Raw genomic sequence first — 22,648 nt, 5'->3', positions numbered from 1 at the left:
AGCTTTACAGCCATTCCTTTGTAATCGAACCTTGTTGCGGGCTGTACACCATCACCGCTAACTGCTCAAAGGTAAAAAAACAACGCTGTTGTAAAAATTCAGCATCACTTGCCTTCCCTTCAAAACTCAACTCAACACCCACTATTTGCTGCCATAAAACCAAGCAATCTTGTCGACTGCTAACGACTGGCCAACCAGACTTAGTCATTCTAAGCGTGATAGGTTCTAGTGCCTTTTGTTCACCGGTTAAACTATCGAGTTGATAAAGATTTACCTCTAAGAACTCGGGTCTAAATCTGGCGATCCATAAACCGTGAACCTGCGCTAACTGATTGACCCAAGTTTGAGTATATTCTTCTACAACTTGCTGCTCTGCTTGCTCAATTGTCCTAACAAAGCTAATTAAAAGCAATAATACGACTAATAAAACTATGCAGAATGTCACAATCCAGCTGAAGCGAGAACGGTTATTTTCCAGTAAATCCTGCCGATTCACTTAACCACCTCGAACTGCACGCATCATGTCCCACATTGGCGTAAAGATACCCAAAGCAAGAATTAGCACCATACCTGCGACCACGCTAATTAGTATTGGTTCAATTCGCGCGGTTAAACTCTTTAAATCATAGTCCACTTCACGCTCATAAAACTCAGCAGCTTCAGTCAGCAATTCATCCACTTGGCCGGTTTCTTCACCCACCGAAATCATCTGTAATACCAAGGGCGTAAACAACTCGCTAGCGATGGCATTGCGTAACAAGCTCTCTCCGCGTTCAATACCTCTGCGCATCTCTACAATACGCTCTGCCATAAAGGCATTATCTACCGCACTGGCCACTAGTGATAAAGCTTGATTTAACGGAACGCCTGCGCCCAACATCATGGCAAAACTACGAGAAAAGCGCGCTAATAAAGAACGTTCAATCACCGAGCCAACCACCGGTAAACGCAAGCGGGTTTTATCCCACAACATCCGCCCCTTAGGAGTGGCTACATACCATCTCACCAAAAACACCGAACCAATTGCTAACACTAATAACAGCGGCCAAAAGTTCACAAAAAAGTTCGACGTTCCTATCAATATTCTGGTGGCTAAGGGTAACTCCACGTTAAATCGGCCAAATATTTCAGCAAATTGTGGGATAACAAATATATTCAAAATCACCATGGCGATAACAATCGCCAAAATCACAAAAGTGGGATAACGCATCGCGGTTTTAATCCGCTTTCGAGTATCCATTTCTAATTCTAAGTACTGTGATAACTGCAAAAACGCTTGCTCTAGTTGGCCAGTGTTTTCGCCCACATGCACAATACTTACAAACAACTGTGAGAATACTTTTGGGTATTCCGCCATTGATGTGGATAACGCCCGCCCACTACTTAGGGCATCCGATACCCCTGCCAAAGAACGGCGTAATAGCTTACTGTGAGCCGTTTCGGCCAGGCCATTTATCGCCCGCATAATGGGTATACCAGCTTTGGTTAGCGAGTACATTTGACGAGTGAATACCACCAACTCATCAATTTTAATTCGCCCTTCCCATAAGCTACTGACATCTAAGCTACCAAAACCCTCGCCTTGCACTTTTCCTTCGGCAATTTTAATCGGCGTTAAGCCGCGACGAAGTAAGCTTTCTGCTGCAGCATTTTGATTAGCCGCCTCAATATCGCCGTTAATTAGGCGACCAGTGCTATCGCGAACTTGATAGCGAAAAATAGCCATTACACAGACTCTTCCGCTTGATTCACTACACTCCCGTAAACATCAATTTCTTCCACTAAACGCAGCACTTCTTCAATCGAGGTAACGCCTTGTTTGGCGTAATCCAAGGCGGCTAAAGAGAGAGGTCTATATTGCTCAGACGCTTTGGCGACTTTGGAGAACTCATCGGGGTCATCACGACGTAAACACTCCATCATTGCTTCGTTTAACTCAAGCATTTCAAATACACCAATTCGACCTTTGTATCCGGTGTAATTACAGGTTTGACAACCTCGGCCTTTAAAGAAAACTTGCTGACTTAAATCTTGGCTACTGATGTGCTCTAGCCAGACTTTTTCTTCTAGCGTGGCGGCTTGCTCTTGTTTGCAGTTGTCACATAAACGACGAACTAAACGTTGAGCAAGAATGGTTCTTAAGGAGCTTGCTACCAAATAACCCGCTGCGCCCATATCAATTAAACGCAGGGCACTAGTAATGGCATCGTTAGTGTGCAAAGTGGTAAGCACCAAGTGACCGGTTAAAGCGCCACGCAAACCAATCTCTACCGTTTCTTGATCACGCATCTCGCCCACCAGCAAAATATCGGGGTCTTGACGTAAAGTTGTCCGTAAAATACTGGAAAAGTCGAGACCAATTTTGGTGTTTACTTGTACTTGGTTAATCCGCGGAAGACGATATTCAACCGGGTCTTCTACGGTAATAATTTTTGATTCTGGCTGATTAAGCTCACTTAAAGACCCATACAAAGTGGTCGTTTTACCACTACCGGTTGGCCCCGTTACCACGATCATGCCATGAGGGCGATGCAATTGGCGGCGGAAACGTTCCATAATGTCGGGCGGCATACCGGTTTGCTCTAAAGACAAAATGCCCGCAGACTGATCGAGCAAACGCATTACTACCGATTCACCAGCCTGAATAGGCATGGTAGATAAACGTACGTCAATAGAGTGGCCACGCACTTTAATATTAAAGCGGCCATCTTGTGGTAAACGTTTCTCAGAAATATCTAGCCCAGACATCAACTTCAAACGCAGCACCATGGCCGAGGCAATTTGCACCTCGTTTAATACACTTTCTTGTAGTACGCCATCTACCCGTTGGCGGATCCGTAATACTTTGTCGTCTGGCTCAATATGAATATCTGACGCACCAACTTGTACCGCATCTTCAAACAAAGATTGCAGCAACTTAACAACGGTGGTTTCGTTACTTTCGTCATCGGCAGTAGCCAAACCAATATCAAACTCATCGGCGCTGGCATATTCTTCTTTTAGCTCTTGGGCAAAACCTTCAATTTCGCGAGTACGGCGATAAAAGCGGTCAAAAGCTTCTACCACTTGTGATTCACGAGCTACTACATATTTAAGCTGACTTGGCGCTAACAATCCGGCTAAGGTATCAATAGCCGAGAGATCGGCGGGGTCAGAAATGGCGACAGTAAGTACGTCTCCATCTTTATGAATGACCAAAGCTCGTAAGCGTCGAGCATGAACTTCACCCAACATAACTACGGCATTAGCGTCTACAGAGACCTGAGCTAAATCGACAAAAGGAATACCGAGTTGGCGAGCCAAAAACTCCAGTAACTGCACTTCGGCAATTACCCCAAGTTCAATTAATGTCGCGCCTAACTTTCGCCCGGTTTGCTTTTGTTGAGCCAGTGCGCTCATTAACTCGGCTTCACTAATAACTTGCTCACTCACGAGCAAGTCACCTAAACGCATTCGTAATTTGGGTTGCGCCATGTTTATTGCTCCAACTGTCGAATACGGTTTGCGACAAAATCGCGTGAATGACTAGAAAGCTGTCCCATTAGTTCCGCTTGGCGATAGGCGGCTAACGCCTCGTTATAATGAGTTAACTTGTCGTTGGCAATGGCATAGCCCATCCACCAGCGCGCGCGGCTCGGCTCATGCTTCACCAGTTTTTGATAAGCACTTAAGGCGAGCTCTTGTTTGTTCAGGTTTTGCGCTAGGCCGGCTAACATGGCGTAGTAATCTACATTGCCACTCACCTCAGGCTCGGCACTCTCTAAATAGTAAATGGCTTGCGGCAGGTTTTCTTGTTGCACAAAGATACGCGCTAACATCACCCTAAATGAACCACGCAATGGGCTAAGTTGAACCCCCTCTTCTAACAAGCTCACAGCAGCACTTTCGTTGCCACGGCCAAACTCTAAGGCGGCTAATTGCTCTCTCACTTCATGTGCTTGATGATCGAGCTGTAGGGCTTTATTAAACTCTAAGCGCGCTTCTACTAATTGATTTTTGTCTAATGCTTGAAAACCGCGCCGAGTGTACAAGGCAACTTGTTGCTCTCGGTTAAGTTTCAGAGGTTTTATTTCCAAGCTCGACTCGTTGCTTTCTACATTCTTAGAAAGCGGAGTTTGGCGGCCTACTGTTTCTAGGGGTTTGTTAGCTTCGGGCTCACTCTCAACTCTAGCTTCAACAACCTTATCTGTAGCAACGACATCATTTGATGTCGCTATTTTTTCTGGCTCAGCCTCAACGGTGGGAGTTGGTAGCGTCTGTTCAACGTCTGATTTAGGCTCTGGAGTCGCAACCGACTCCAACTCAGTAGTTGTCTTCGGTGGTAAGTCATTAATGCTCAAGGTATCCGCTGGTTCTGCTATCAGCTCAACACTGCTTGAAGGCTCGTTTAACTCAACGTCTATCGCGGCAGCTACTGCTTGAAGCTGTTCAGTCTCGGGAGAAATGGAGAGCGAACTGTTGTTCGTTGCTTCCGTCACGACTTCCACGTCACTTTTTAATTCTAAGTTGGTAAAGTAACGAAGCGCCAACCAAGCGGAAATCATTAATGCAATTAACACTAAACCCATAAGGATGTAGGCTCTAGCACTGCGGCCTGACTCTTCCACCAGTGGTGCCATACTTTGCGGGTTAGTTTGCTGACGCTTATCTAAATCTTTCAGCATTTGATTGATGACACTCATCGTAGTGCTCCCCACCAAATAACTAAACCAAGCAAGAAACAAGCGGAGAAACCCAACACCAACAACGCTGTTTTAGCTGCTGGTAACGCCGCATCCTCGGTATCTTGTACGGCGGTTTTCACCATATTTACACTAACTTGTTGAGCACCTTGGCCGTAACACAGCATCAATACCTTGTGGGCTAATATATTGATTAAACGCGGTATTCCGCGGCTTGCCCGAGTTAGTAGTTTTAATGACCCTGCAGTAAACAATGGCCCACCACGGTAACCACTTAAATGTAAGCGATGCTGAATGTAACTAGCCACCTCATCCTTTTCTAAGGCGCGTAAGCGGTACGAGAATGTGATGCGTTGGCGTAATTGGCGAAGTTGCTGGCTGGCTAAGCGCTCATCTAGCTCTGGTTGGCCAAACAGGACTACGTGTAATAATTTACGTTGTTCTGTTTCTAAATTTCCAAGCAGCCGAATTACTTCTAATGCTTCGTCACTTAAGGCCTGAGCTTCATCAATCAATAATACAACTGGTCGCTGTTGACTGGCTAATTCAATTAAGCAGTGATGAATCTGTTCCAATAAACTGTGCGAAGAGGCACTTGGGTCGACCTTCAAGCCCAATTCGTTGGCTAATGCGGCATGGATTTGTTCAGCTGATAAAGAAGGATTAGGCAAGTAAGCAAACTGGTACTCATCGCTCATTTCATTAAGCAGTTTGCGACAAAGCAACGTTTTACCGGTACCCACTTCGCCACTGACTTTAATAAAACCTTCGCCAGATTTAAGCGCAGTTTGCAGTACCTGTATCGCCTCGTCATGAGGTAATAAAGCCTGATACAAACCCGTGTTCGGCGTTAAACCAAACGGTGCTTGCGAAAGTCCAAAATGTTCCAGATATACTGCCACTTATGCCGCCTAGTTTTCTTCTGGATACCAAGTGTTCAGCAAATCCTGAGACTTCTGTAGCTCAATTTGCCAAGTATCTTCGGTCACCACTGTAGGCTGAATCAAAATTACCAATTCGGTTTTTTTGCTCGATATCGCTTTGTTGGTAAACAACTCGCCCAAGCCAGGAATAGAACCAATAAACGGCACTTTAGAAATAATCTCTTCCTGTTTGGAGCTCATCAAGCCACCAATCACTACCACATCGCCAGAGTTCGCTTTAATAACCGTATCGGTTTCACGAATATCACTTTGGGCTAAGGGCAAATCAAGTTGCTCACTAGAGCTACCAAAGCTAATCACTTTGCGTTGCTCTTTAACTTCTGTCACCGAGGGGTGAACGTGCAGCAGCACTTGCCCGTTATCGTCAATTTGTGGAGTAACATCTAAAGCAACACCCGAGAAAAATGGTGTTAGCTCTACGCTAGGGTTGGTCACTGGGTTGGTGCCCGAGATAGTAGTATTTGATACGTCAGTAACAAAGTACTCGTCGGTACCCACTTTAATAACAGCTTTTTGGTTATTTGAAGCCGTAATGCGTGGGCTAGACAGTACGTTCACATCACCTTGAGTTTGCAACAAACTCACCACCGCTTGAAAGTTGCCATCGGTAACGGTTAATGCGCCACCGCCCCCTAATATTGCACTAATCGCATCACCAGGAATTTGCGAGGTATTGTTAAACAATACTTCTGTTGAGCCAATCACATCACCGGCGTTGGTCCAATCAATACCTTGTTGGTAACCATCACTTAAGGTGACTTCGATGATCTTGGCTTCTAAAATCACTTGACGCTGCAAGTTCCTTTCAGACTTAGCCAAAAAGGTTTTAATGGTACGAATTTCATCTGGAAACGCGCGCACCGTAACCAAACCAGCTTGTGGGCTAACAACTACCATGCGGCCGTCATTGGCGTAAGAGGTATCATTGCCACGATCTCGACGCATACTAATACCGATCATGCCGCGTAAGGTTTCTTCAAGCTCATACCAGAAACGCGTTTCAGTCGCAGACTCAATTTTAGTGCCGTTAAAACTGTCACTCCGATTAGAATTACGGCTGCTGTTATTGTTGTTACTGGAGTTATTACTAGATGAATTGTTATTCGACGAGTTATTCGAAGAATTATTGCTCGAGCTATTATTATCGCTATCGCCACCAGTGATACCACCCGAATTAATGCGGGTGCGGGTATAACCATAACGCTCTAACATTAAGTAGTTAAGTGGAATAGTTTCAATACGCATTCCCGCAGGGTAAACATGTAATATTTTACCGCTACGTTTAACGTCGTAACCATACATGTCAGACACCACATCAATGGCTTCTTTTAAGGTCACTTCTTTGAGTTTTAAGGTAATTTTACCCTCTACGCCCGGATGCATCGCCACGCTAAGAGGAGAACCTTTAATCAAAGCAGGGAAAAAGGTTTTTGCATCCACATTGCGCGCATTTACGTCAAAGCGATGCTCAACTTGAAGCAAGTCCCCTTGCTGCAAGCCAAGTTCTGGCATTAGCTCCGCTTGCACTTCTGCGGGTAACTCTGGCGCTTTTATCGTAGACGGCACTGGTTTTTGCGCTTCAGAGATAGCTTGCTTAGCTTCTACAGGATCAGGCCTAGAGGTGGACTGGCAAGCACTTACCAATACAACGACACAGCCTATAAAAATCCGTTTGATATACATGTATTACTGCCCCTGCCCAGTGACGCGTTTCACTGACACCTTGTCTAATTGAATTCGATACTGCTTATTTGCTCGTGTTAACACTACGTAATCTTGATGCACACGGCTCAAGGTGTAACCTGATATTGATTGTTTTACGCCCACAAAGCGCTGATTAAGAATCGCCCCTGGCTCTTTCCCACCAACAATAATTGCTTGGATACTGGGTAAAGATACCTGCTTGGTGGCACTACTCGTGCTACTGCGACTATTAGGTGGCGCAGTGGGATCACTTAACGGCGCAGCCAACACACTGCTGGTAAGCACTCCACATGAGAGCATTAACGCTAAAAAATGCTTAGCCACTAATAAAATCCTTATTGGTGCTTAAGGTATAAATATCGATAGTAATATCGGCCCTTGGGTACTCAAGCACTTGGTAATCGATAAGTTGCCACAGGAATCGCTGCGGTAACTCTTCAACTACCTGCAAATACTTAACTAAAGGAAAATAGCCACCATTAAGTTTTAATCGAATACCGTGGCGATAAAAATTAAGGCTATCGGCGCTGCTCTCTGCACTACTTAATATCGCTTCAGGCGCTAAAGAATCCATAGAGACCAGCATCAAACCGTCACTTTTTTGCAGCAGTTTTTCCAGTACTTCGGTCATCTGCTCAACAGGGATCAAGCCCGCCTGCTGTAGCTCTAGTTTCTTATCTACTTGTTCTAGCTGAGCGTGTAACTGTAACAACTCAGCTTTAATGTCTTTATTAGGATCTTCGCGCAGTTTCATTTTACTGAATTCAATTAAATCGGCATTTTCAGCGTATTTACGCGTTGCTTCTGCCAACTCTGTTTCGGCTTTATTTTGCTTAATACTGGCGGGTTCTATCCACAGGTAATAACTCGGTAATATAATCACCAACAAGCCGGTAACAAGAATCAATAGGCGTTCTCGTAAACTAAGACCTGCGAAGGTAGCTTGCCACTGTTGCCACTGCTCACTCATTTGGGGCTCCTAATATGCTTTCGCTCTTAGTTGAACCACTTAAACTAAAGTGCAGTTGCTGGTCTTCATCTCTAAATATCTTCAAGCCAGCGAACTGTTGCTGAGACAAATCGGGGTAGGCCTTAAACTGCTTAAGCCATTTAGGCACGGCATCACTGCTGGTTGATTGCCCCGCTAAGGCCATACGACCACGCTGAATATTTATTTCAGTCAGCCATATTTGGCTATCTTCAATAGACGCCAAAGCATTAAGCGATGAAGAAAAGCCGCTGTTTGCATAACCATGTCCTTTAAGGCGCTGGTCTAACAATTGTTTCAATTTTAGCTCTTGTTGCACCAGGCTAACTTCACGCTGCAATCTTGGGTCTAAAGCGCGCTGCTCGATAGCGGCTTTTAGTTTATTAAGCTGTTGTTCTTGTTGATTAAGTAATTGGCGTTGAGCACTCGAGCTTACAACAGCGGAATTGGTTTGCTGTTGCTGCCAAAATCCCCATACCAAAGCTAACACGCCAACAATTACCCAAGATATCACCGCTTGCCTTAGTGAGCCTCGTTCTGGCTTTGGACGAAACTCCTCAACATAAAGGTTAATTCTCGTTTTCACGACAACACCCCTTCTTGTAATGCAGCCAAGGCTGGCAAGTGATAATAGTACTCACTACTTTCAATCGACGAGAGTTCTAATAAATTAACTTTTGGGGTTAGATTTTGCTGTAACTGGCGAGCAATTTCATCACAAAAACGGCTAGGAATCGCCAACTGAATAACGCTAACTTCTGGCAACTTTAGAGTGGCGCTAATGTAGTCTATTGAACGTTGTAGCTCTAAGCTCAAGCTATCAAAGAAAGATTGGGTAAATTCAATTTCTTGCATCTGGCCCAACGCAGAAAAGGCACGTAGCTGACGAGTAAAAGATACTTGCCCTTGGCGAACCACAATAAGTTCTAAATCACCGCCTTTGGGCTGCCATAACAACATTTGGCAACGCTCATTGGCCTCAAGAAAATTAATCGCAGCGAGGCTTTCAATGGTGATGCCTTCAATGGTTAAATCTTGCTGATTCGCCATATTCACCAGCTGCTGAATAATAGGTTTACGAACACACACTACATTGAGCTTTTCACTGGCCATTGGCGCGGCTGGCGCTTCGTAATAATCAACCGCTAAATCCAAGACCTGCTCTGCCACCATGTCTTTAATGGTCCACGGCACTGCCCCCGCCAACTCTTCATCGGCCACTTTGGGTTTTTCTACCTGAAACTGTTGATAATGCGCATTGCCTAGAACAAAAACAATTTGATGGTCGGCACCGAGTTGTGCCTCTTTACATAATGATGCTAACGCTTCTGGCCATTGCTCGATAGAGCTAACCGCCTTCTCAAAGGTTTGCTGTTGGTGATCGGCTAAAACCACAAGATCTGAGCGCAAATAGGCACTGCAACGAGTCTTCGCTGTATTTCTTCGCCAAAACGCTAAACCCATCCCTTTTCCTTTGAGTAATCCATGTAAAATCTACACAAGTAGTCTAAACTTTTCTGTTATTTTTTAAAGCATTGGCCGACAAATATGTGCTAATTCTCAAGATTAACGGCGGTATATCTAGTAACTGTAGATTAGACACTCAAATAACTCATACTTTTCTCACCAAAACGCCACTCTGAGATGATTTAAATGGGCTCTGGCTTGCTAAATAAGAAACCTTGCCCGTAGTGCACACCTAAACGCTGCAAAACACGCCATTCTTCGTTGCGCTCTACACCTACAGCAATAACCTCTACGCGGTCAGCACAACTGGCCACTAATGAGCTCACTGCGAGCTGGTTAACTTGTCGAATCTGAATGTCTCGCACTAAGCTAGTATGCAACTTCAAGTATTCAAGCTTTAACTCGCTAATATATTGAGTACTCACTACCCGCTGCCCCGCTCGCTCCACCGCTAATTTAATGCCCTTTTTATTCAGTGCTTTTAAACGTAGCATTTCGGTGTCATTTAACTGCGATAACTGTATCTCGGGAAACTCTAAGACTAGTTTCTGACACTCTTTGTAAGGGACAGAGAAAACCCACTGCAGCAATTCACGCATCACCGACTGCTTTATTACAGTCGCAATATTCAAGTTAACACTGATAGGCTGGCGAGCGTATTTCACATACTTCATGGCATAAGTTAAGGCATGCTCATCAAAGCTCGCTTGCAAACCGCTTTTCTCCGCCCAAGGTAAAAATACGCCAGCGTTTATCACTTCACCTTGGTAGTCGGTAATTCTGGCTAATAACTCGCGATAACAAACCCGGCCATCTTCATCAACAACATCTTGCTGATAATAATGTAGCCCTTCATTGCTTAAGACATGCTGCAACAGGGTGCGCCAGCGAACCGAACCCTTTCCGGTTTGGGTTGAACTTAATTCGCGAGGTACCACATACCACCCATTGTGGCGCTGCATTTGGGCAACACGCAATGCGTCTTCGGCTTGTTCAATCACTAATTGCGCGCTGTCACCATATTGATAACCAGCAATGCCAATGTAGAAAAAGTCATCCTCGTCCGCCACTTCAGGCAAAGGAATGCGCTCTAGCAGCTTGAGAATGCCCGCCGCTGTATCTTCAGCTTCATCTAAAGTGGAAAGCGGCATTAATAAGGCAAAGGCATCACCACTAAAGCGAGCTAAGTTCACATCTATGTTGCGGCGAGTGTACTGCTTTAATGCATCGGCACTTTGCTGCAAAATAGCATCGCCTTCGTTACGGGCGTACTGGTAATTAACATCATCCATGCCCCGCAAATAAACCAATAGTACCGCGCCGGTGTGTGCGTCGGCATCACCAATTTCCGCTTCTAACTGATTATAGAAATGGGTGCGGTTTGACAACTGAGTGAGCTCATCGACAAAGGCGTGATTACGAATAATACAGTCAAACCGGCTACGCTCTTGGCGTGCTTCTAGTAATTGTGTAATAAGTTGTTCAATGGCTTTACTGGCCGCATTAGGCCATTCCTTGGGACTACCCACTTGGACGTCGCGCAATCGCCCCGCCAATATTTGGTTACCGCGTGTTTGCAGTAATTCTGCACCGAACATAATCTTTTTAAGCCAGCGGAACACCGCAATTAAGCTGAGTGCAACAATCAATACGCCGCCACCAATACCCAACATGGCTTCGGGTTCGTAGGTAAGCTGTTTGAATGGTCGCTCTACCCAAATTTGAATCACAAAATCAGGATGAGCCATTAAGGGGTAACGGTACGACACCAAGCTATTGCTATTGCCGGTATAATTGAGTTCGCGAAAGGTATAAATCACCCCTCCACGGTTAGACACTTCTAATACTTGAATATTATGGGCCCGCAGCCAGTTAGGCAGCCATTGGGCAAACTCGGGCGTTTCGGGTTGAACACTCAACTGGCCATCAATGACCTCAACTACCGAGCGCAACTGGTGCTGCTGCTGATTGAAGGCAAGTTGTCGGAAAGTTAATGCTCCACCTAGCAGCACAAGCAGTACCGCGACTACTACGCAACTAATGGTAAATACAATGATCCGACTAGAGAATTTCATGCAAGGTGTTCCTCACCATCAAGCGCAATGGGCTCTACCATCCTTTGGTTTAGCCATCGCTTGAGTATATCAGTAATTATCGAAATGCTTGGAATCAATACAAAAAAAGACCAGCCTAAGCTGGTCTTTAACTCGACATTTCGAAAAGATTTATGGTCGAAGCATTCTCTCGCCGCGGCTCATGCCACAAACACCACTTCGCACTACTTCCAAAATCTCGGTTGATTGCGCTAAGGTTTTTACACAAGCATCCAGTTTGGCGCTATCGCCACTCAATTGCATGATATACATGCTTGGCGTTACATCAACGATTTGACCGCGGAAAATATCACAAGTTCGCATCACTTCCTCGCGGATTGCTCCAGCCGCACGAACTTTAACCAACATTATCTCACGCTCAACATGCTCAGCTTCGGTTAACTCCGATACTTTAAGCACATCAACCAGCTTGTTTAGCTGCTTGGTGATTTGCTCAATGGTATTTTCATCACCATAAGTGCAAATGCTCATACGTGAAAGGGTTGGATCTTCTGTGGTAGACACGGTTAATGAGTCAATATTAAAACCGCGCTGCGAGAATAAGCCAGTAACACGAGACAGAGCACCAGCTTCGTTTTCTAATAAAACTGAAATAATTCGGCGCATTATGTTCTCTCCGTTTTACTTAGCCACATGTCTTTCATCGCTTCGGTTTTTATTTGCATTGGATAAACGTGTTCTTCAGGGTCAACCATGATGTCCATAAACACGACGCGGTCTTTCATAGAGAAGGCTTTTTCCATGGCAGCATCTAGCTCATCAGGGTGATTCACTTGCATACCTACGTGGCCATAAGCTTCAGCAAGTTTGACAAAGTCTGGCACTGAATCCATGTAAGAATGAGATTGGCGACCATCGTAGAACATTTTCTGCCACTGCTTAACCATGCCTAGCGAGCGATTGTTTAAAGAAACAATTACCACCGGTACGTTGTATTGCAAGCAAGTCGATAACTCTTGAATGTTCATTTGAATAGAACCATCACCAGTTACACAGGCAACCGTAGCATCGGGGAAAGCAAACTTAACCCCCATCGCAGCAGGGAAACCAAAGCCCATGGTGCCTAAGCCACCAGAGTTAATCCAACGGCGAGGCTTATCAAAAGGATAATACAAGGCGGCGAACATTTGGTGTTGACCAACATCAGAGGTGACATAAGCATCACCTTTGGTCACCCGGTACATTGATTCAATCACCTGCTGAGGTTTAATCAAGGTATCGCTTTTTGCATAATCTAAACACTTGCGGCTGCGCCATTCGTCTACCTGAGCCCACCACTCTTTCAAGCTGTCGGCTTCGTTTTTAATGCCTGTTTCTTCAATACATTCCAGCATTTGCTCAATCACTGAATCAACAGAGCCAACGATAGGAATATCGGCACGAATGGTTTTTGATATAGAGGTTGGGTCAATATCAATATGCAAGATAGTCGCGTTAGGGCAGAACTTTTTCACGTTGTTCGTGACGCGGTCATCAAAGCGTGCACCCACTGCAAAAATCACGTCGGCATTGTGCATCGACATGTTGGCTTCATAGGTGCCGTGCATACCCAGCATGCCCACAAAACGAGGGTCGGTGGAGGCAAATGCCCCTAAACCCATCAGGGTTGAGGTAACGGGCATATTAAACAAATCAACCAGCTTGCTAATTTGCTCGCCAGCTTCAGCCATAATTGCGCCGCCACCAATGTAAAGCACTGGACGTTCGGCAGCAGCTAAAGCTTTAACTGCCTTTTTAATCTGACCTTTATGACCGGTTAACGTAGGGTTATACGACCGCATGTTAACCGATTTGGGATATTCGTAAGGGAACTTAAGCAGCGGATTCTGCACGTCCTTTGGTAAATCAATAACAACCGGACCCGGGCGCCCTGTAGAAGCGATGTAATAAGCCTTTTTAATCGCGGCAGGGATCTCTTCGGCTTTTTTTACTAAAAAGCTGTGTTTAACCACTGGGCGAGAAACACCGATCATATCGGTTTCTTGGAAGGCATCTTGGCCTATCAAGCCAGTAGGCACTTGGCCGGATAACACCACCAAAGGGATTGAATCCATATAGGCGGTAGCGATACCGGTGATCGTGTTTGTAGCACCGGGACCAGAGGTCACCAATACTGTACCTACTTCGCCAGTTGCGCGCGCATAGCCGTCGGCCATATGTACAGCGGCTTGCTCATGTCTAACCAAAACATGCTCAATATCACTGCTGTCAAATAGCGCATCGTAGACATCTAATACTGAGCCGCCAGGGTAACCAAAAATATGTTTAACACCCTGGTCCTGCAAACAGCGGATGACCATTTCGGCGCCGGATAACTTCTCCATGTTCAAGCCTCCAGGCTTTATTTATTTTAATTGTTGGGGATAACTCTTGTTATGTTGCGGGAAATTGGACTTATAATCCTGTCTTCCAAGGCTAGCACTTTAACGTTTCTTGCCCCCTAGCGTCTACGCTTTTGTCTAGTCTTTCTGCTCTTTTAAGCAGCTCATCCTATAAAAAATCTCAAGCAGGATAGAGCTTCAACAGACTATTCCCCCAAACAAGCAATAAAAAACCGGATGATAAATAGATATCACCCGGTCACTTAGCGCTACACACAAGCATCATTATCACTTAATAGAATCATGCTCTTCTGTTAGCCAAATCTGTTGTTCTGGATCGGCATCTTCACTTAGCGAGATGCTTACTCCCATATCGTATAATTCTTGTAAGGTCATGTTATTGGCTAAGTCCATGACCTGGCCGTCTTCATTAGTAAAACGCATACTCACTCCTTGTAGGCTCATCCCGACACTTTAATTTTAGTCAAAGATTCAGCGCTTGGGGCTCGGTCACTCATGATATTCGCCATGAGCAACTGGCTAGCCGCAGGGTAGCTCACTTGCTGCCACATATCTTTAGCCATTGCTTCAAGGTTTTGCCACTGGTCTTTCTTGATATAAGTCGCCAGCAACTCGGCAACATTGGGGTAATAAACCGGCTCAGCTTGATCCATCTGTAACCATGAATCCAATTGATAAGGTTCTAAGCTCTCAGCTACATGGGCTAAACCTAAGCTTTGCAGGGTATAGGCATTGGTCACTTGCTCGAATTGGCCAAACAGCGGTTTAACTAGCAATTTTTTGCCAGCAGCCATTGCTTCCGAAGGTAACTCAAAACCGGCATTACAAAACACCCCAGCACATGCGCGAAGATTGTCTAAAAACTCGTTGCGACTTATTGGCTGTAGCTGAATATTTCCATCCGATACTGGATGCTTTATCTCAGGATGAAAACACACAAATTGATGACCCGTAAATCGCTTCAACAAGGGCAGTATTTGATGCAAAGACTCAAACGGTAAATACACTAAAACCTTTCCGTTATTGCTTATGTTTTCTAACGTTTCCACCAGTGGCGGCACAATGGTCTGCTTAAAGTCGGCCCAATGTACACCCAGGTTGTACTTGCAGGGCGCAAAGTTGCGTACTAAACGACGATTCCAAAAGCCCATTTCTTTAGTAGGAATATCATGCAAGAACGCAGCTTGGTGAGAAATAGAAAGGCTATCTACACCTTGTTGCTTGGCAGCCCATGCACTTACTGGCTCAAAATCGTTAATCAATAGATCGTAAGATGACAAATCGAGCGCTTTCACATCTTGGGCAAACTGCCTTAATGACAAATCGTGAAACGTCGCCCATTTGTTCACACGCCCACCTTTATGGTGAAAACTCACTCCCTTCACCTTGCGATAGCGGCCAAACTCAGGAACATCTGGCATTTCACCTTCGCGACCAGACATAAGTACATCAACCTGTATACCTTGTTGCTTTAAGGCCAAGCAAAGCAAACGCGCACGAGTAATATGGCCATTACCTGTACCTTGAACACCGTAAAGAATTCGCATTTTTCTTAACCTAATTGATGCTGTAAACGATAAACAAACCTAAACTTGCTCCGGCGATAACATCACTAATGAAATGCACACCAAGCAATACTCGCGAGCAAGCCACTAAACTTGCCCAGGTAAATGCAATGCCAGACCAGCAGGGAAAAATTTGGGCGATACTTCCGGCCATGACAAAGGCGCCAGCACTGTGTCCTGATGGAAAGCTAAAGCGATCGGAAGGGCAGATAAATACCGGTAGTGACTTGGGGCGGTCTCTGCGAAATACTTGCTTAAGCACCAAGTAGCACATCAGCTCAATAACAAAGGCAGGTAAAGCAAGGCTCAAAAATGGGCCGGCAAATGGAGTGAATGCGATAATCCCGCCAAATAAGGCGTAGTAATAACCATCGCCGGAATGAGAGACCACCCGCGCTGCCTTAGCCACTTGCGCATTAAAGCGGTGGCCTAAACATGTGGCTGATATTGCATAATCCCACTGGCTCAATCGTTGTAACATACCAAGCTCCTTCCTGTGCTTTTCCACAGACTGGATAATTTGCTTTACCGCTAAATGAAGGTAACTTGACAAAACCATGACAACGTTCAGCTTAGTGATAACTTACACACTTAGAAGAACCTTACGAAGTAGGTGGATTAAGGGGACTTGAAGAGTTAATGACTAATGACAGTATTTTTCCATCAAGGTTGAAACAAGGCTTCTCCATGAACAACTTGTTTAGCGATATTGTCATCTAACAACGCGTAAACACTCATAGTGTGGGCTAATTGATCCGCAGAAATACCTCGCCAAGCACGTAATGGCGAATAAGGTGCTCTAAATATTGGCTGCATAGCTGCCACCACCTGCTCAGAAAAACGCGGTTGTTTTCGCTTTCCAAGCAAAGGCCCCGGTCGAAAAGCAATAAAGCGTTGAAAACCTAGCTGAGCCAGTTGGTTTTCAAGTTCGCCCTTCAGCCGCAAATAATGTGACAGTGAATGTGCGTTTGCTAGATACGAAGAGATAAGCAAGCAATCGTTAACACCATTGCCTTTGGCCAATGTGGCGAACGCTAGCGGTAGCTCCAAATCAATCTTACGCATCGCCGCTTTGCTGCCTGCTTGGCTAAGTGTAGTGCCTAAACAAATAAACAAACTATCGCCTTCAATGTCTGCTTGCCACTGTGGCATCTCAGCAAAATTAACCACGTGCTCACGCAGTTTGTCATCAGACACATTTAAGCTAGAGCGAACAAATACCACTACTTTGTGCCACTGCTCACTAGCCAGAAGTTGCGTCACTAATTGCTGCCCCACCAAACCAGTAGCGCCAATTACAATTGCTGTTTTTGTCACGCTTATTACTCCTATTAATTTGTCGTTGAGTCACTGGCTCTATTTTTACTTAGCCGTTAAGATGTCAGCTTGCTAAAATAGCCGATATATTGTGCGCCTCGCATTCAATAACTAATAATAAACCTAATCACTATAACGTGCAGTTAGGCAAACACAGATAACATAGACAAGGATTAATGAATGTCTGACCTAGTCAAAATTTTTGATACCACCCTTCGTGACGGCGAACAAGCCTTAGCAGCCAGCTTAACGGTTAAAGAAAAGCTGCAAATTGCATTCGCCTTAGAACGTTTAGGCGTAGACATTATGGAAGTGGGCTTTCCTATCTCTTCCCCTGGCGATTTTGACTCAGTACAAACCATTGCTCGAGAGATTAAAAACTCCACTGTCTGTGCATTATCTCGCGCACTACCAAAAGACATTGATGTCGCCGCCGAGGCACTAAAAGTCGCTGAAGCCTTCCGTATTCATACCTTTATCTCTACATCAACCGTGCACGTAGAAAGCAAACTTAAACGTAGCTTTGACGATGTATTGGATATGGCAGTAAAAGCAGTAAAACACGCGCGTAACTATACCAACGACGTTGAATTTTCTTGTGAAGATGCCGGACGCACCCCTATTGATAACCTTTGCCGCATGGTTGAAGCCGCGATTAAAGCCGGCGCTACCACGGTAAATATTCCAGATACCGTTGGTTACACGCTTCCTAGCGAGTTTGGTGGCATTATTAGCAACCTATTTAATCGCGTACCTAATATTGACCAAGCCGTTATATCGGTTCACTGTCACGATGATTTGGGTTTATCGGTAGCTAACTCTATTGCGGCAGTGCAGCAAGGCGCTCGCCAAATAGAATGTACCTTAAACGGGATTGGCGAACGTGCAGGCAACTGCTCACTCGAAGAAGTAGCCATGATCATCAATACTCGTAAAGATCAACTTGGCGGTTTAACCAGCAATATTAAGTCTCAAGAAATTTACCGCGCGAGTCAGTTAGTCAGTCATTTGTGCAACATGCCAGTACAAGCTAATAAGGCCATCGTTGGCAGCAACGCCTTTTCACACTCTTCAGGCATTCACCAAGATGGCATGTTGAAGAATGAAAATACTTACGAAATCATGACACCCGAGAGCATTGGTTTAAACAAAAACAGCTTAAACCTTACCTCTCGCTCTGGTCGCCACGTAATCAAACACCGCATGCAGGAGTTAGGCTACAGCGAAGACGATTACGACTTAAATGAGTTATACGAGAGCTTTTTAGCACTCGCAGATCGTAAAGGCCAAGTCTTTGATTATGACTTAGAAGCCTTAGTATTCTTTAATAACTTACAAGATGAATCAGAGCATTATCGATTAGAGTACTTAAGTGCTCAAAGTGGTTCTGATGTGGTTTCGACCGCTACCGTTAAGCTTATCGCCGGTGAAGAGACAATACTCGAAGCCTCTACCGGGAATGGTCCAATCGATGCAGCCTACCGTTGCCTACGTAAAATAACCGGCTACGACATTAAAATTGACGACTACACCATTGAAGCCGCTGGCGGTGGCACAAGTGCTGCGCAAAAATCAGATATAAAAGATGCACTTGGTAAAGCTGATATTGTGGCAAACTACCAAGGCCGTAAATATCACGGCATGGGCCTAGCCACCGACATTGTTGAAGCTTCGGCTAAAGCCTTTGTCCACGTATTGAATCATATTCATCGCGCAGAACAGGTCGCTAAACAGAAACAATCTAAACTAGGCTAATAGTATTAAATCAGCCGGAGTAACAATGAAAAAAGGATTAATTCACTTACTCATTATCTCCGGCTTGATGAGTGCATTTTCTCAAGCAGAACAGCTGAGCTTTGATAGAAATGCAGGCAATTACAACTACCTCTGGAACGATCAACAAGGTAAGCAACAACAAATAGGCTTTAGCTTACTCAACTATCCACACCACCTCACAAAGTTTACTCAGTATCGCCCTCAACATGCTCAGCAATATGTACTCTCTCAGCTAAAAAGCAGCCTAAGCAACATAGACCCTAAACAAGCACGAGTAACCTTTAATACTCAAAACAACCAACTCTCTTATCAGCTGCAGGGCAATGACCAAGCACTATTAAAAGAAATAAATACTCAACTACATCAAGACATTGAACAGCATTACCAAGACTATTTAAACCAACAATACTTTGTAGAACAACGTACCGTGGATGGTTCAATAGGAATTATGCCAGACCATAACCGTTTGGCTAAAGAGAGCGCCGAATATCTCACAAGTTGGTTAAACAGCAGCTTAAATGCTCTAGGGGACAAGGAAAGTAGCCCTAGGGAAGTCACTAATTATTTACTGGGGTTTGTACAATCTATTCCTTACAACCAACTACGTTCAAAAGACAATCTACGTGGTGCTGGTTACCTCACCCCAATTCAAGTTATTCGTAATAATGTAGGCGACTGCGATAGTAAATCAACGTTGATTGCTAGCGCCCTGAAAACTGCTTTTCCAAGGCTAGATATTGCCATTGTTTATGTGCCAAATCATGCTTTGATTGCTTTGGCCATTCCAGCAAGAGCTAGTGATGAAACCGTGGAGATAAGAGGTAAGAAATTTGTACTTGCTGAACCCACTGGGCCAGCGTTGTTTCAATTAGGGAAAATAGCAAAAAGCAGTTCCCAGTACATCCATTCAGGGCTTTATACCTATCAACGAATGGACTGGGAACCCCCAAAGTTTAAGAGAGTGAAGTAAACTCAACAGCGTAATCAATATCGCCTTCAGCTATACAACGTACCACTTTGCCCTTAGCACTAAAAGGTGCAACACCTTGACCACTTAAGGCGACTTCAACGTCATCGCCTAAGGCCAGTTTTACATCTTTTAAACTAATCCCCATGCCAGTAGCACTTAAGTCTTTACACAAACCCGAATAGCTTTGCTGGCCAACCCAGATACGTAACTCTGCATCAATTAGCATACGGTGAAATGCGCGCTTGTTTTCGTCTCCAATCATCTTTTACCTTCTATAGTTTTTCTTCTGCAAACGAGGCTAAACGGCTCCTCACTACGCCATTTAAGTAAACATTTGCACTTCCTTCAAAATCTTTAAAGCGCTCAACAATGTAAGTTAGCCCTGAGGTCACTGCCGACAAGTAATTGCTGTCAATTTGCGCTAAGTTACCACAGCATACCAATTTGGTTCCTTCACCGCAGCGAGTAATAATGGTTTTGAGCTGGGAAGCTGTTAAATTTTGACACTCATCCAAAAAGACAAAGGAATTTTGAATACTCCGTCCACGCATAAAGTTAACGGATTTGAACTGGATGTTGGCCTTTTCCATAATGTAATTCATTGAGCCTGACATCGATTCATCGTGTTTGTGCAGCACTTCCAAAGTATCAGTAATCGCTGCCAGCCAAGGGGCCATTTTCTCTTCTTCAGTACCGGGTAAGAAACCAATCGATTCAGCGATTTCAGGGGTATTTCGAGTAACAATAATCTTGTCGTAGATCCCTTTTTCTACCACCATCTCTAAAGCAGCAGCCATTGCCAGCAATGTTTTACCACACCCGGCAGGGCCAGTAAGAATGACCAAATCGATACTTGGGTCGAGCAAGGCATCAAACGCCATACCTTGATAGATATTCTTAGGATGAACACCCCAAGCATGTTTGGCCATCAGCCGTTCATAACCTAAGTCTAATAGCTCGACCTTTTGTTCATCCTTTTTTACAACTCGCGCAGCAAAACTTTCGGTATCATCCACAATGTATTGATTCACATAACATGGGCCTAGGATCTCAGCATCAATAACATGGTGGGTATCTCGACCTTCAGAGCTGCTTTCACAGTCTTTAACGCGCCCCCAAAAGCTACCTTCAAACTCTACAAAGCCCTTAGCTAATAAGCGAATATCATCTATCAATTGATCGGTACGATAGTCTTCAACAAGTTCTAGGCCGGCTCCTTTAGCCTTTAAGCGCATATTAATGTCTTTAGTAACAAGAACCACCTTTCGCGGGGCGTGCTTTTCTTGCAAATAGATAGCCGCATTAATAATACGGTTGTCGGGTTCATCAGCAGTAAAGTTTTGCTGGTCTTTTTCTAAAGCATGATCCGCAAAAATGGCGACTTTACCACTAGCTTGATTATCAGCTTCATTTTTAAGGTTAATACCATTAACAATTTCTTCTGGAGACGCATCGGCAAAGACATCCTCTAGAGAGCGAATAGCTACTCGAGCATCGCGACTTACGTCTTTTTGCCTATCTTTAATTCGGTCTAATTCTTCGAGTACCGTCATCGGGATGACAACATCGTGTTCTTGAAATGAGTAAATAGCGAGGGGTTCGTGCAGCAGCACATTAGTGTCGAGAATGAACAGTTTACTTGGAGCGTTATTTTCCATATTTGCCCTCCATAGGCCAACAGGCGATGTGAGAAGTATTGCAAACGTTCATCCTCAGGCTAAATCATCCTGATCGGCATTACAAACATTTCATCTAATAGAAATATCGACTGCTTATATTTCAAACAACTGAGTCTTTTGTCACGATTTGTTAATAATGACTAATCTTCGTGTAATCAGCGGTGTATATTCAAAGCACGTTAACTCATGGACTATATAATTTGGATCAGGCTCAACAAGCACAACACGACTCCTTAACGGCGGGGAAAATGCTATCAGCTCTATTTTGTATCATCATAGGCATAGTAATGCTTATGTCTAAAGATGAAGCAATAAGCTATTTAGCAATAGAATCAAATCTTGAAAGAGCAACCGGAAAGATAGGTCACTTAGATAGCCATAAGCACGGTGTCGATATCAGGGTAAGTTATATTTTCGCAGCAACTAGCGGCGATAAAATTAAAGGGGATAGCAAAATCCTAAAAAGTGACGACAATTCATACATTCAAGGTGATGACGTGAGTATCGTGTACTCTAGTTGGTTTCCAGCATTTAACGAAGAAGTCACCGCTCATGGCCAAAATCAGGGAAATGTTTACATTTTTCTATTTAGTCTTCTAGGGATAATCATCAGTGGTTTCCACTTTATTAGATGTTCGCTAATCCAATTACAGATTAAACAGAAATCTGATCTCCAACAATACCAAAACAGTTAGTTTTTTGTCTTTACCATAATTTAGGTTTTACGCTTTTCTAAGGAGCAACAGCTGATCTGCTATCAACTAGTTTACTGGTAAGTAGGCTTAACCGTAGCTGTAACGTTTTACACATAAAGTGCCACATTTCTTACAGCTAAATCTGCACACAATATTAGCGAGTACTAAATCGCAGGCAATAAAAAAGCCCGCTCATTGAGCGGGCTTAGTATTTGGCGCCTGGCGGTGGAACAGGTGCGCAGCATAGCGGCTTCCGCTTCGGCCTAAAAAAGCACGCTTTTTCCTGGCGGCCTTCGCCCTACTTGAAAGTAGCCCACTTTATTTTGTCCAATAAAAAACCCCACTGTCTTGCGACAATGGGGTCATCTAATAAGAGCCTGGCGGTGACCTACTTTCACATGGGGA

At 44.5% G+C, this 22,648-nt stretch carries 22 protein-coding genes; 3 read left to right on the top strand and 19 right to left on the bottom strand.

The annotated features are described in order from the left end of the window. Positions 1 to 4: 4 nt before the first annotated feature. The 17 genes from Q4549_RS16145 to Q4549_RS16065 all read right to left on the bottom strand — a co-directional run bounded on the left by Q4549_RS16145 (position 5) and on the right by Q4549_RS16065 (position 17,123). Positions 5 to 496: a hypothetical protein gene (locus tag Q4549_RS16145; RefSeq protein WP_303553415.1), complete on the bottom strand. Its 492-nt coding sequence runs from the start codon at positions 494 to 496 to the stop codon at positions 5 to 7. Beyond that, positions 497 to 1,726 (bottom strand): type II secretion system F family protein, encoded by a 1,230-nt coding sequence (locus Q4549_RS16140; protein WP_137673625.1) that lies wholly within the window; start codon positions 1,724 to 1,726, stop codon positions 497 to 499. It abuts the gene before it with no gap. Continuing rightward, on the bottom strand, positions 1,726 to 3,474 hold the full coding sequence (locus Q4549_RS16135; RefSeq protein ID WP_303553414.1) for a GspE/PulE family protein: 1,749 nt from the start codon (positions 3,472 to 3,474) through the stop codon (positions 1,726 to 1,728). The genes Q4549_RS16140 and Q4549_RS16135 overlap by 1 nt, the downstream gene beginning before the upstream one ends. Before the next feature lie 2 nt (positions 3,475 to 3,476). After that, positions 3,477 to 4,682 carry a lipopolysaccharide assembly protein LapB gene (locus Q4549_RS16130; RefSeq protein WP_303553413.1) on the bottom strand — a complete coding sequence of 402 codons (1,206 nt, stop codon included), beginning with the start codon at positions 4,680 to 4,682 and terminating at the stop codon, positions 3,477 to 3,479. Then, the gene (locus Q4549_RS16125) at positions 4,679 to 5,584 is read right to left on the bottom strand and encodes an ExeA family protein (protein ID WP_303553412.1); all 906 of its coding nucleotides are present in this window, start codon (positions 5,582 to 5,584) and stop codon (positions 4,679 to 4,681) included. The genes Q4549_RS16130 and Q4549_RS16125 overlap by 4 nt, the downstream gene beginning before the upstream one ends. Before the next feature lie 9 nt (positions 5,585 to 5,593). After that, the gene (gene mshL / locus Q4549_RS16120; protein WP_303553411.1) at positions 5,594 to 7,309 is read right to left on the bottom strand and encodes a pilus (MSHA type) biogenesis protein MshL; all 1,716 of its coding nucleotides are present in this window, start codon (positions 7,307 to 7,309) and stop codon (positions 5,594 to 5,596) included. 3 nt (positions 7,310 to 7,312) lie between these two features. Further along, positions 7,313 to 7,654: a hypothetical protein gene (locus Q4549_RS16115; RefSeq protein ID WP_303553410.1), complete on the bottom strand. Its 342-nt coding sequence runs from the start codon at positions 7,652 to 7,654 to the stop codon at positions 7,313 to 7,315. Further along, positions 7,647 to 8,300 carry a type II secretion system protein GspM gene (gene gspM / locus Q4549_RS16110; protein WP_303514012.1) on the bottom strand — a complete coding sequence of 218 codons (654 nt, stop codon included), beginning with the start codon at positions 8,298 to 8,300 and terminating at the stop codon, positions 7,647 to 7,649. The genes Q4549_RS16115 and gspM overlap by 8 nt, the downstream gene beginning before the upstream one ends. Continuing rightward, positions 8,293 to 8,904: a PilN domain-containing protein gene (locus Q4549_RS16105; protein WP_303553409.1), complete on the bottom strand. Its 612-nt coding sequence runs from the start codon at positions 8,902 to 8,904 to the stop codon at positions 8,293 to 8,295. The genes gspM and Q4549_RS16105 overlap by 8 nt, the downstream gene beginning before the upstream one ends. Further along, a complete protein-coding gene (locus Q4549_RS16100) occupies positions 8,901 to 9,782 on the bottom strand; it encodes a hypothetical protein (RefSeq protein ID WP_303514016.1) in 882 nt (293 codons plus the stop codon). The genes Q4549_RS16105 and Q4549_RS16100 overlap by 4 nt, the downstream gene beginning before the upstream one ends. 185 nt (positions 9,783 to 9,967) lie before the next feature. Beyond that, positions 9,968 to 11,860, bottom strand: coding sequence for an EAL domain-containing protein (locus Q4549_RS16095; RefSeq protein ID WP_303553408.1), 1,893 nt, complete (start codon positions 11,858 to 11,860; stop codon positions 9,968 to 9,970). A 150-nt stretch (positions 11,861 to 12,010) separates the two neighbouring features. Beyond that, positions 12,011 to 12,505, bottom strand: a complete 495-nt coding sequence (gene ilvN / locus Q4549_RS16090) for an acetolactate synthase small subunit (protein WP_137673615.1) — start codon at positions 12,503 to 12,505, stop codon at positions 12,011 to 12,013. Next, entirely contained in the window at positions 12,505 to 14,223 is a 1,719-nt protein-coding gene (locus Q4549_RS16085; RefSeq protein WP_303553407.1) for an acetolactate synthase 3 large subunit, read from the bottom strand. Before Q4549_RS16085 ends, ilvN begins: the two co-directional genes overlap by 1 nt. Before the next feature lie 285 nt (positions 14,224 to 14,508). Continuing rightward, positions 14,509 to 14,664: a hypothetical protein gene (locus Q4549_RS16080; RefSeq protein ID WP_174235948.1), complete on the bottom strand. Its 156-nt coding sequence runs from the start codon at positions 14,662 to 14,664 to the stop codon at positions 14,509 to 14,511. Between the two features lie 17 nt (positions 14,665 to 14,681). Beyond that, positions 14,682 to 15,788, bottom strand: a complete 1,107-nt coding sequence (locus tag Q4549_RS16075; RefSeq protein WP_303553406.1) for an MJ1255/VC2487 family glycosyltransferase — start codon at positions 15,786 to 15,788, stop codon at positions 14,682 to 14,684. A 10-nt stretch (positions 15,789 to 15,798) separates the two neighbouring features. After that, positions 15,799 to 16,287 (bottom strand): phosphatase PAP2 family protein, encoded by a 489-nt coding sequence (locus tag Q4549_RS16070; RefSeq protein WP_303553405.1) that lies wholly within the window; start codon positions 16,285 to 16,287, stop codon positions 15,799 to 15,801. A 182-nt stretch (positions 16,288 to 16,469) separates the two neighbouring features. Continuing rightward, the gene (locus Q4549_RS16065; protein ID WP_303553404.1) at positions 16,470 to 17,123 is read right to left on the bottom strand and encodes a short chain dehydrogenase; all 654 of its coding nucleotides are present in this window, start codon (positions 17,121 to 17,123) and stop codon (positions 16,470 to 16,472) included. A 180-nt stretch (positions 17,124 to 17,303) separates the two neighbouring features. Here Q4549_RS16065 and leuA point away from each other — a divergent pair, with 180 nt between their 5' ends. Both leuA and Q4549_RS16055 read left to right on the top strand, forming a co-directional pair. Next, positions 17,304 to 18,878 carry a 2-isopropylmalate synthase gene (leuA, locus tag Q4549_RS16060; RefSeq protein ID WP_303514029.1) on the top strand — a complete coding sequence of 525 codons (1,575 nt, stop codon included), beginning with the start codon at positions 17,304 to 17,306 and terminating at the stop codon, positions 18,876 to 18,878. Between the two features lie 25 nt (positions 18,879 to 18,903). Next, complete coding sequence (locus Q4549_RS16055) at positions 18,904 to 19,869, top strand: hypothetical protein (RefSeq protein WP_303553403.1); 966 nt, start codon at positions 18,904 to 18,906, stop codon at positions 19,867 to 19,869. Here the strand turns inward: Q4549_RS16055 and Q4549_RS16050 are convergent. Together Q4549_RS16050 and Q4549_RS16045 are read right to left on the bottom strand one after the other, a co-directional pair. After that, complete coding sequence (locus Q4549_RS16050) at positions 19,853 to 20,131, bottom strand: PilZ domain-containing protein (protein ID WP_137673608.1); 279 nt, start codon at positions 20,129 to 20,131, stop codon at positions 19,853 to 19,855. The genes Q4549_RS16055 and Q4549_RS16050 overlap by 17 nt on opposite strands. 10 nt (positions 20,132 to 20,141) lie before the next feature. Then, positions 20,142 to 21,527, bottom strand: coding sequence for a PhoH family protein (locus Q4549_RS16045; protein WP_303514033.1), 1,386 nt, complete (start codon positions 21,525 to 21,527; stop codon positions 20,142 to 20,144). A 221-nt stretch (positions 21,528 to 21,748) separates the two neighbouring features. On the opposite strand from Q4549_RS16045, the gene Q4549_RS16040 reads away from it, so the two are divergent. After that, positions 21,749 to 22,243, top strand: a complete 495-nt coding sequence (locus Q4549_RS16040) for a hypothetical protein (protein WP_303553402.1) — start codon at positions 21,749 to 21,751, stop codon at positions 22,241 to 22,243. The last annotated feature ends 405 nt before the right edge of the window (positions 22,244 to 22,648 follow it).

It is taken from the genome of Agarivorans sp. 2_MG-2023, assembly GCF_030548085.1.
In the GTDB taxonomy this organism is placed as follows: domain Bacteria; phylum Pseudomonadota; class Gammaproteobacteria; order Enterobacterales; family Celerinatantimonadaceae; genus Agarivorans.
Note: the sequence above shows the minus strand (reverse complement) of the source record. Positions and strands in the feature narration are given on the sequence as shown.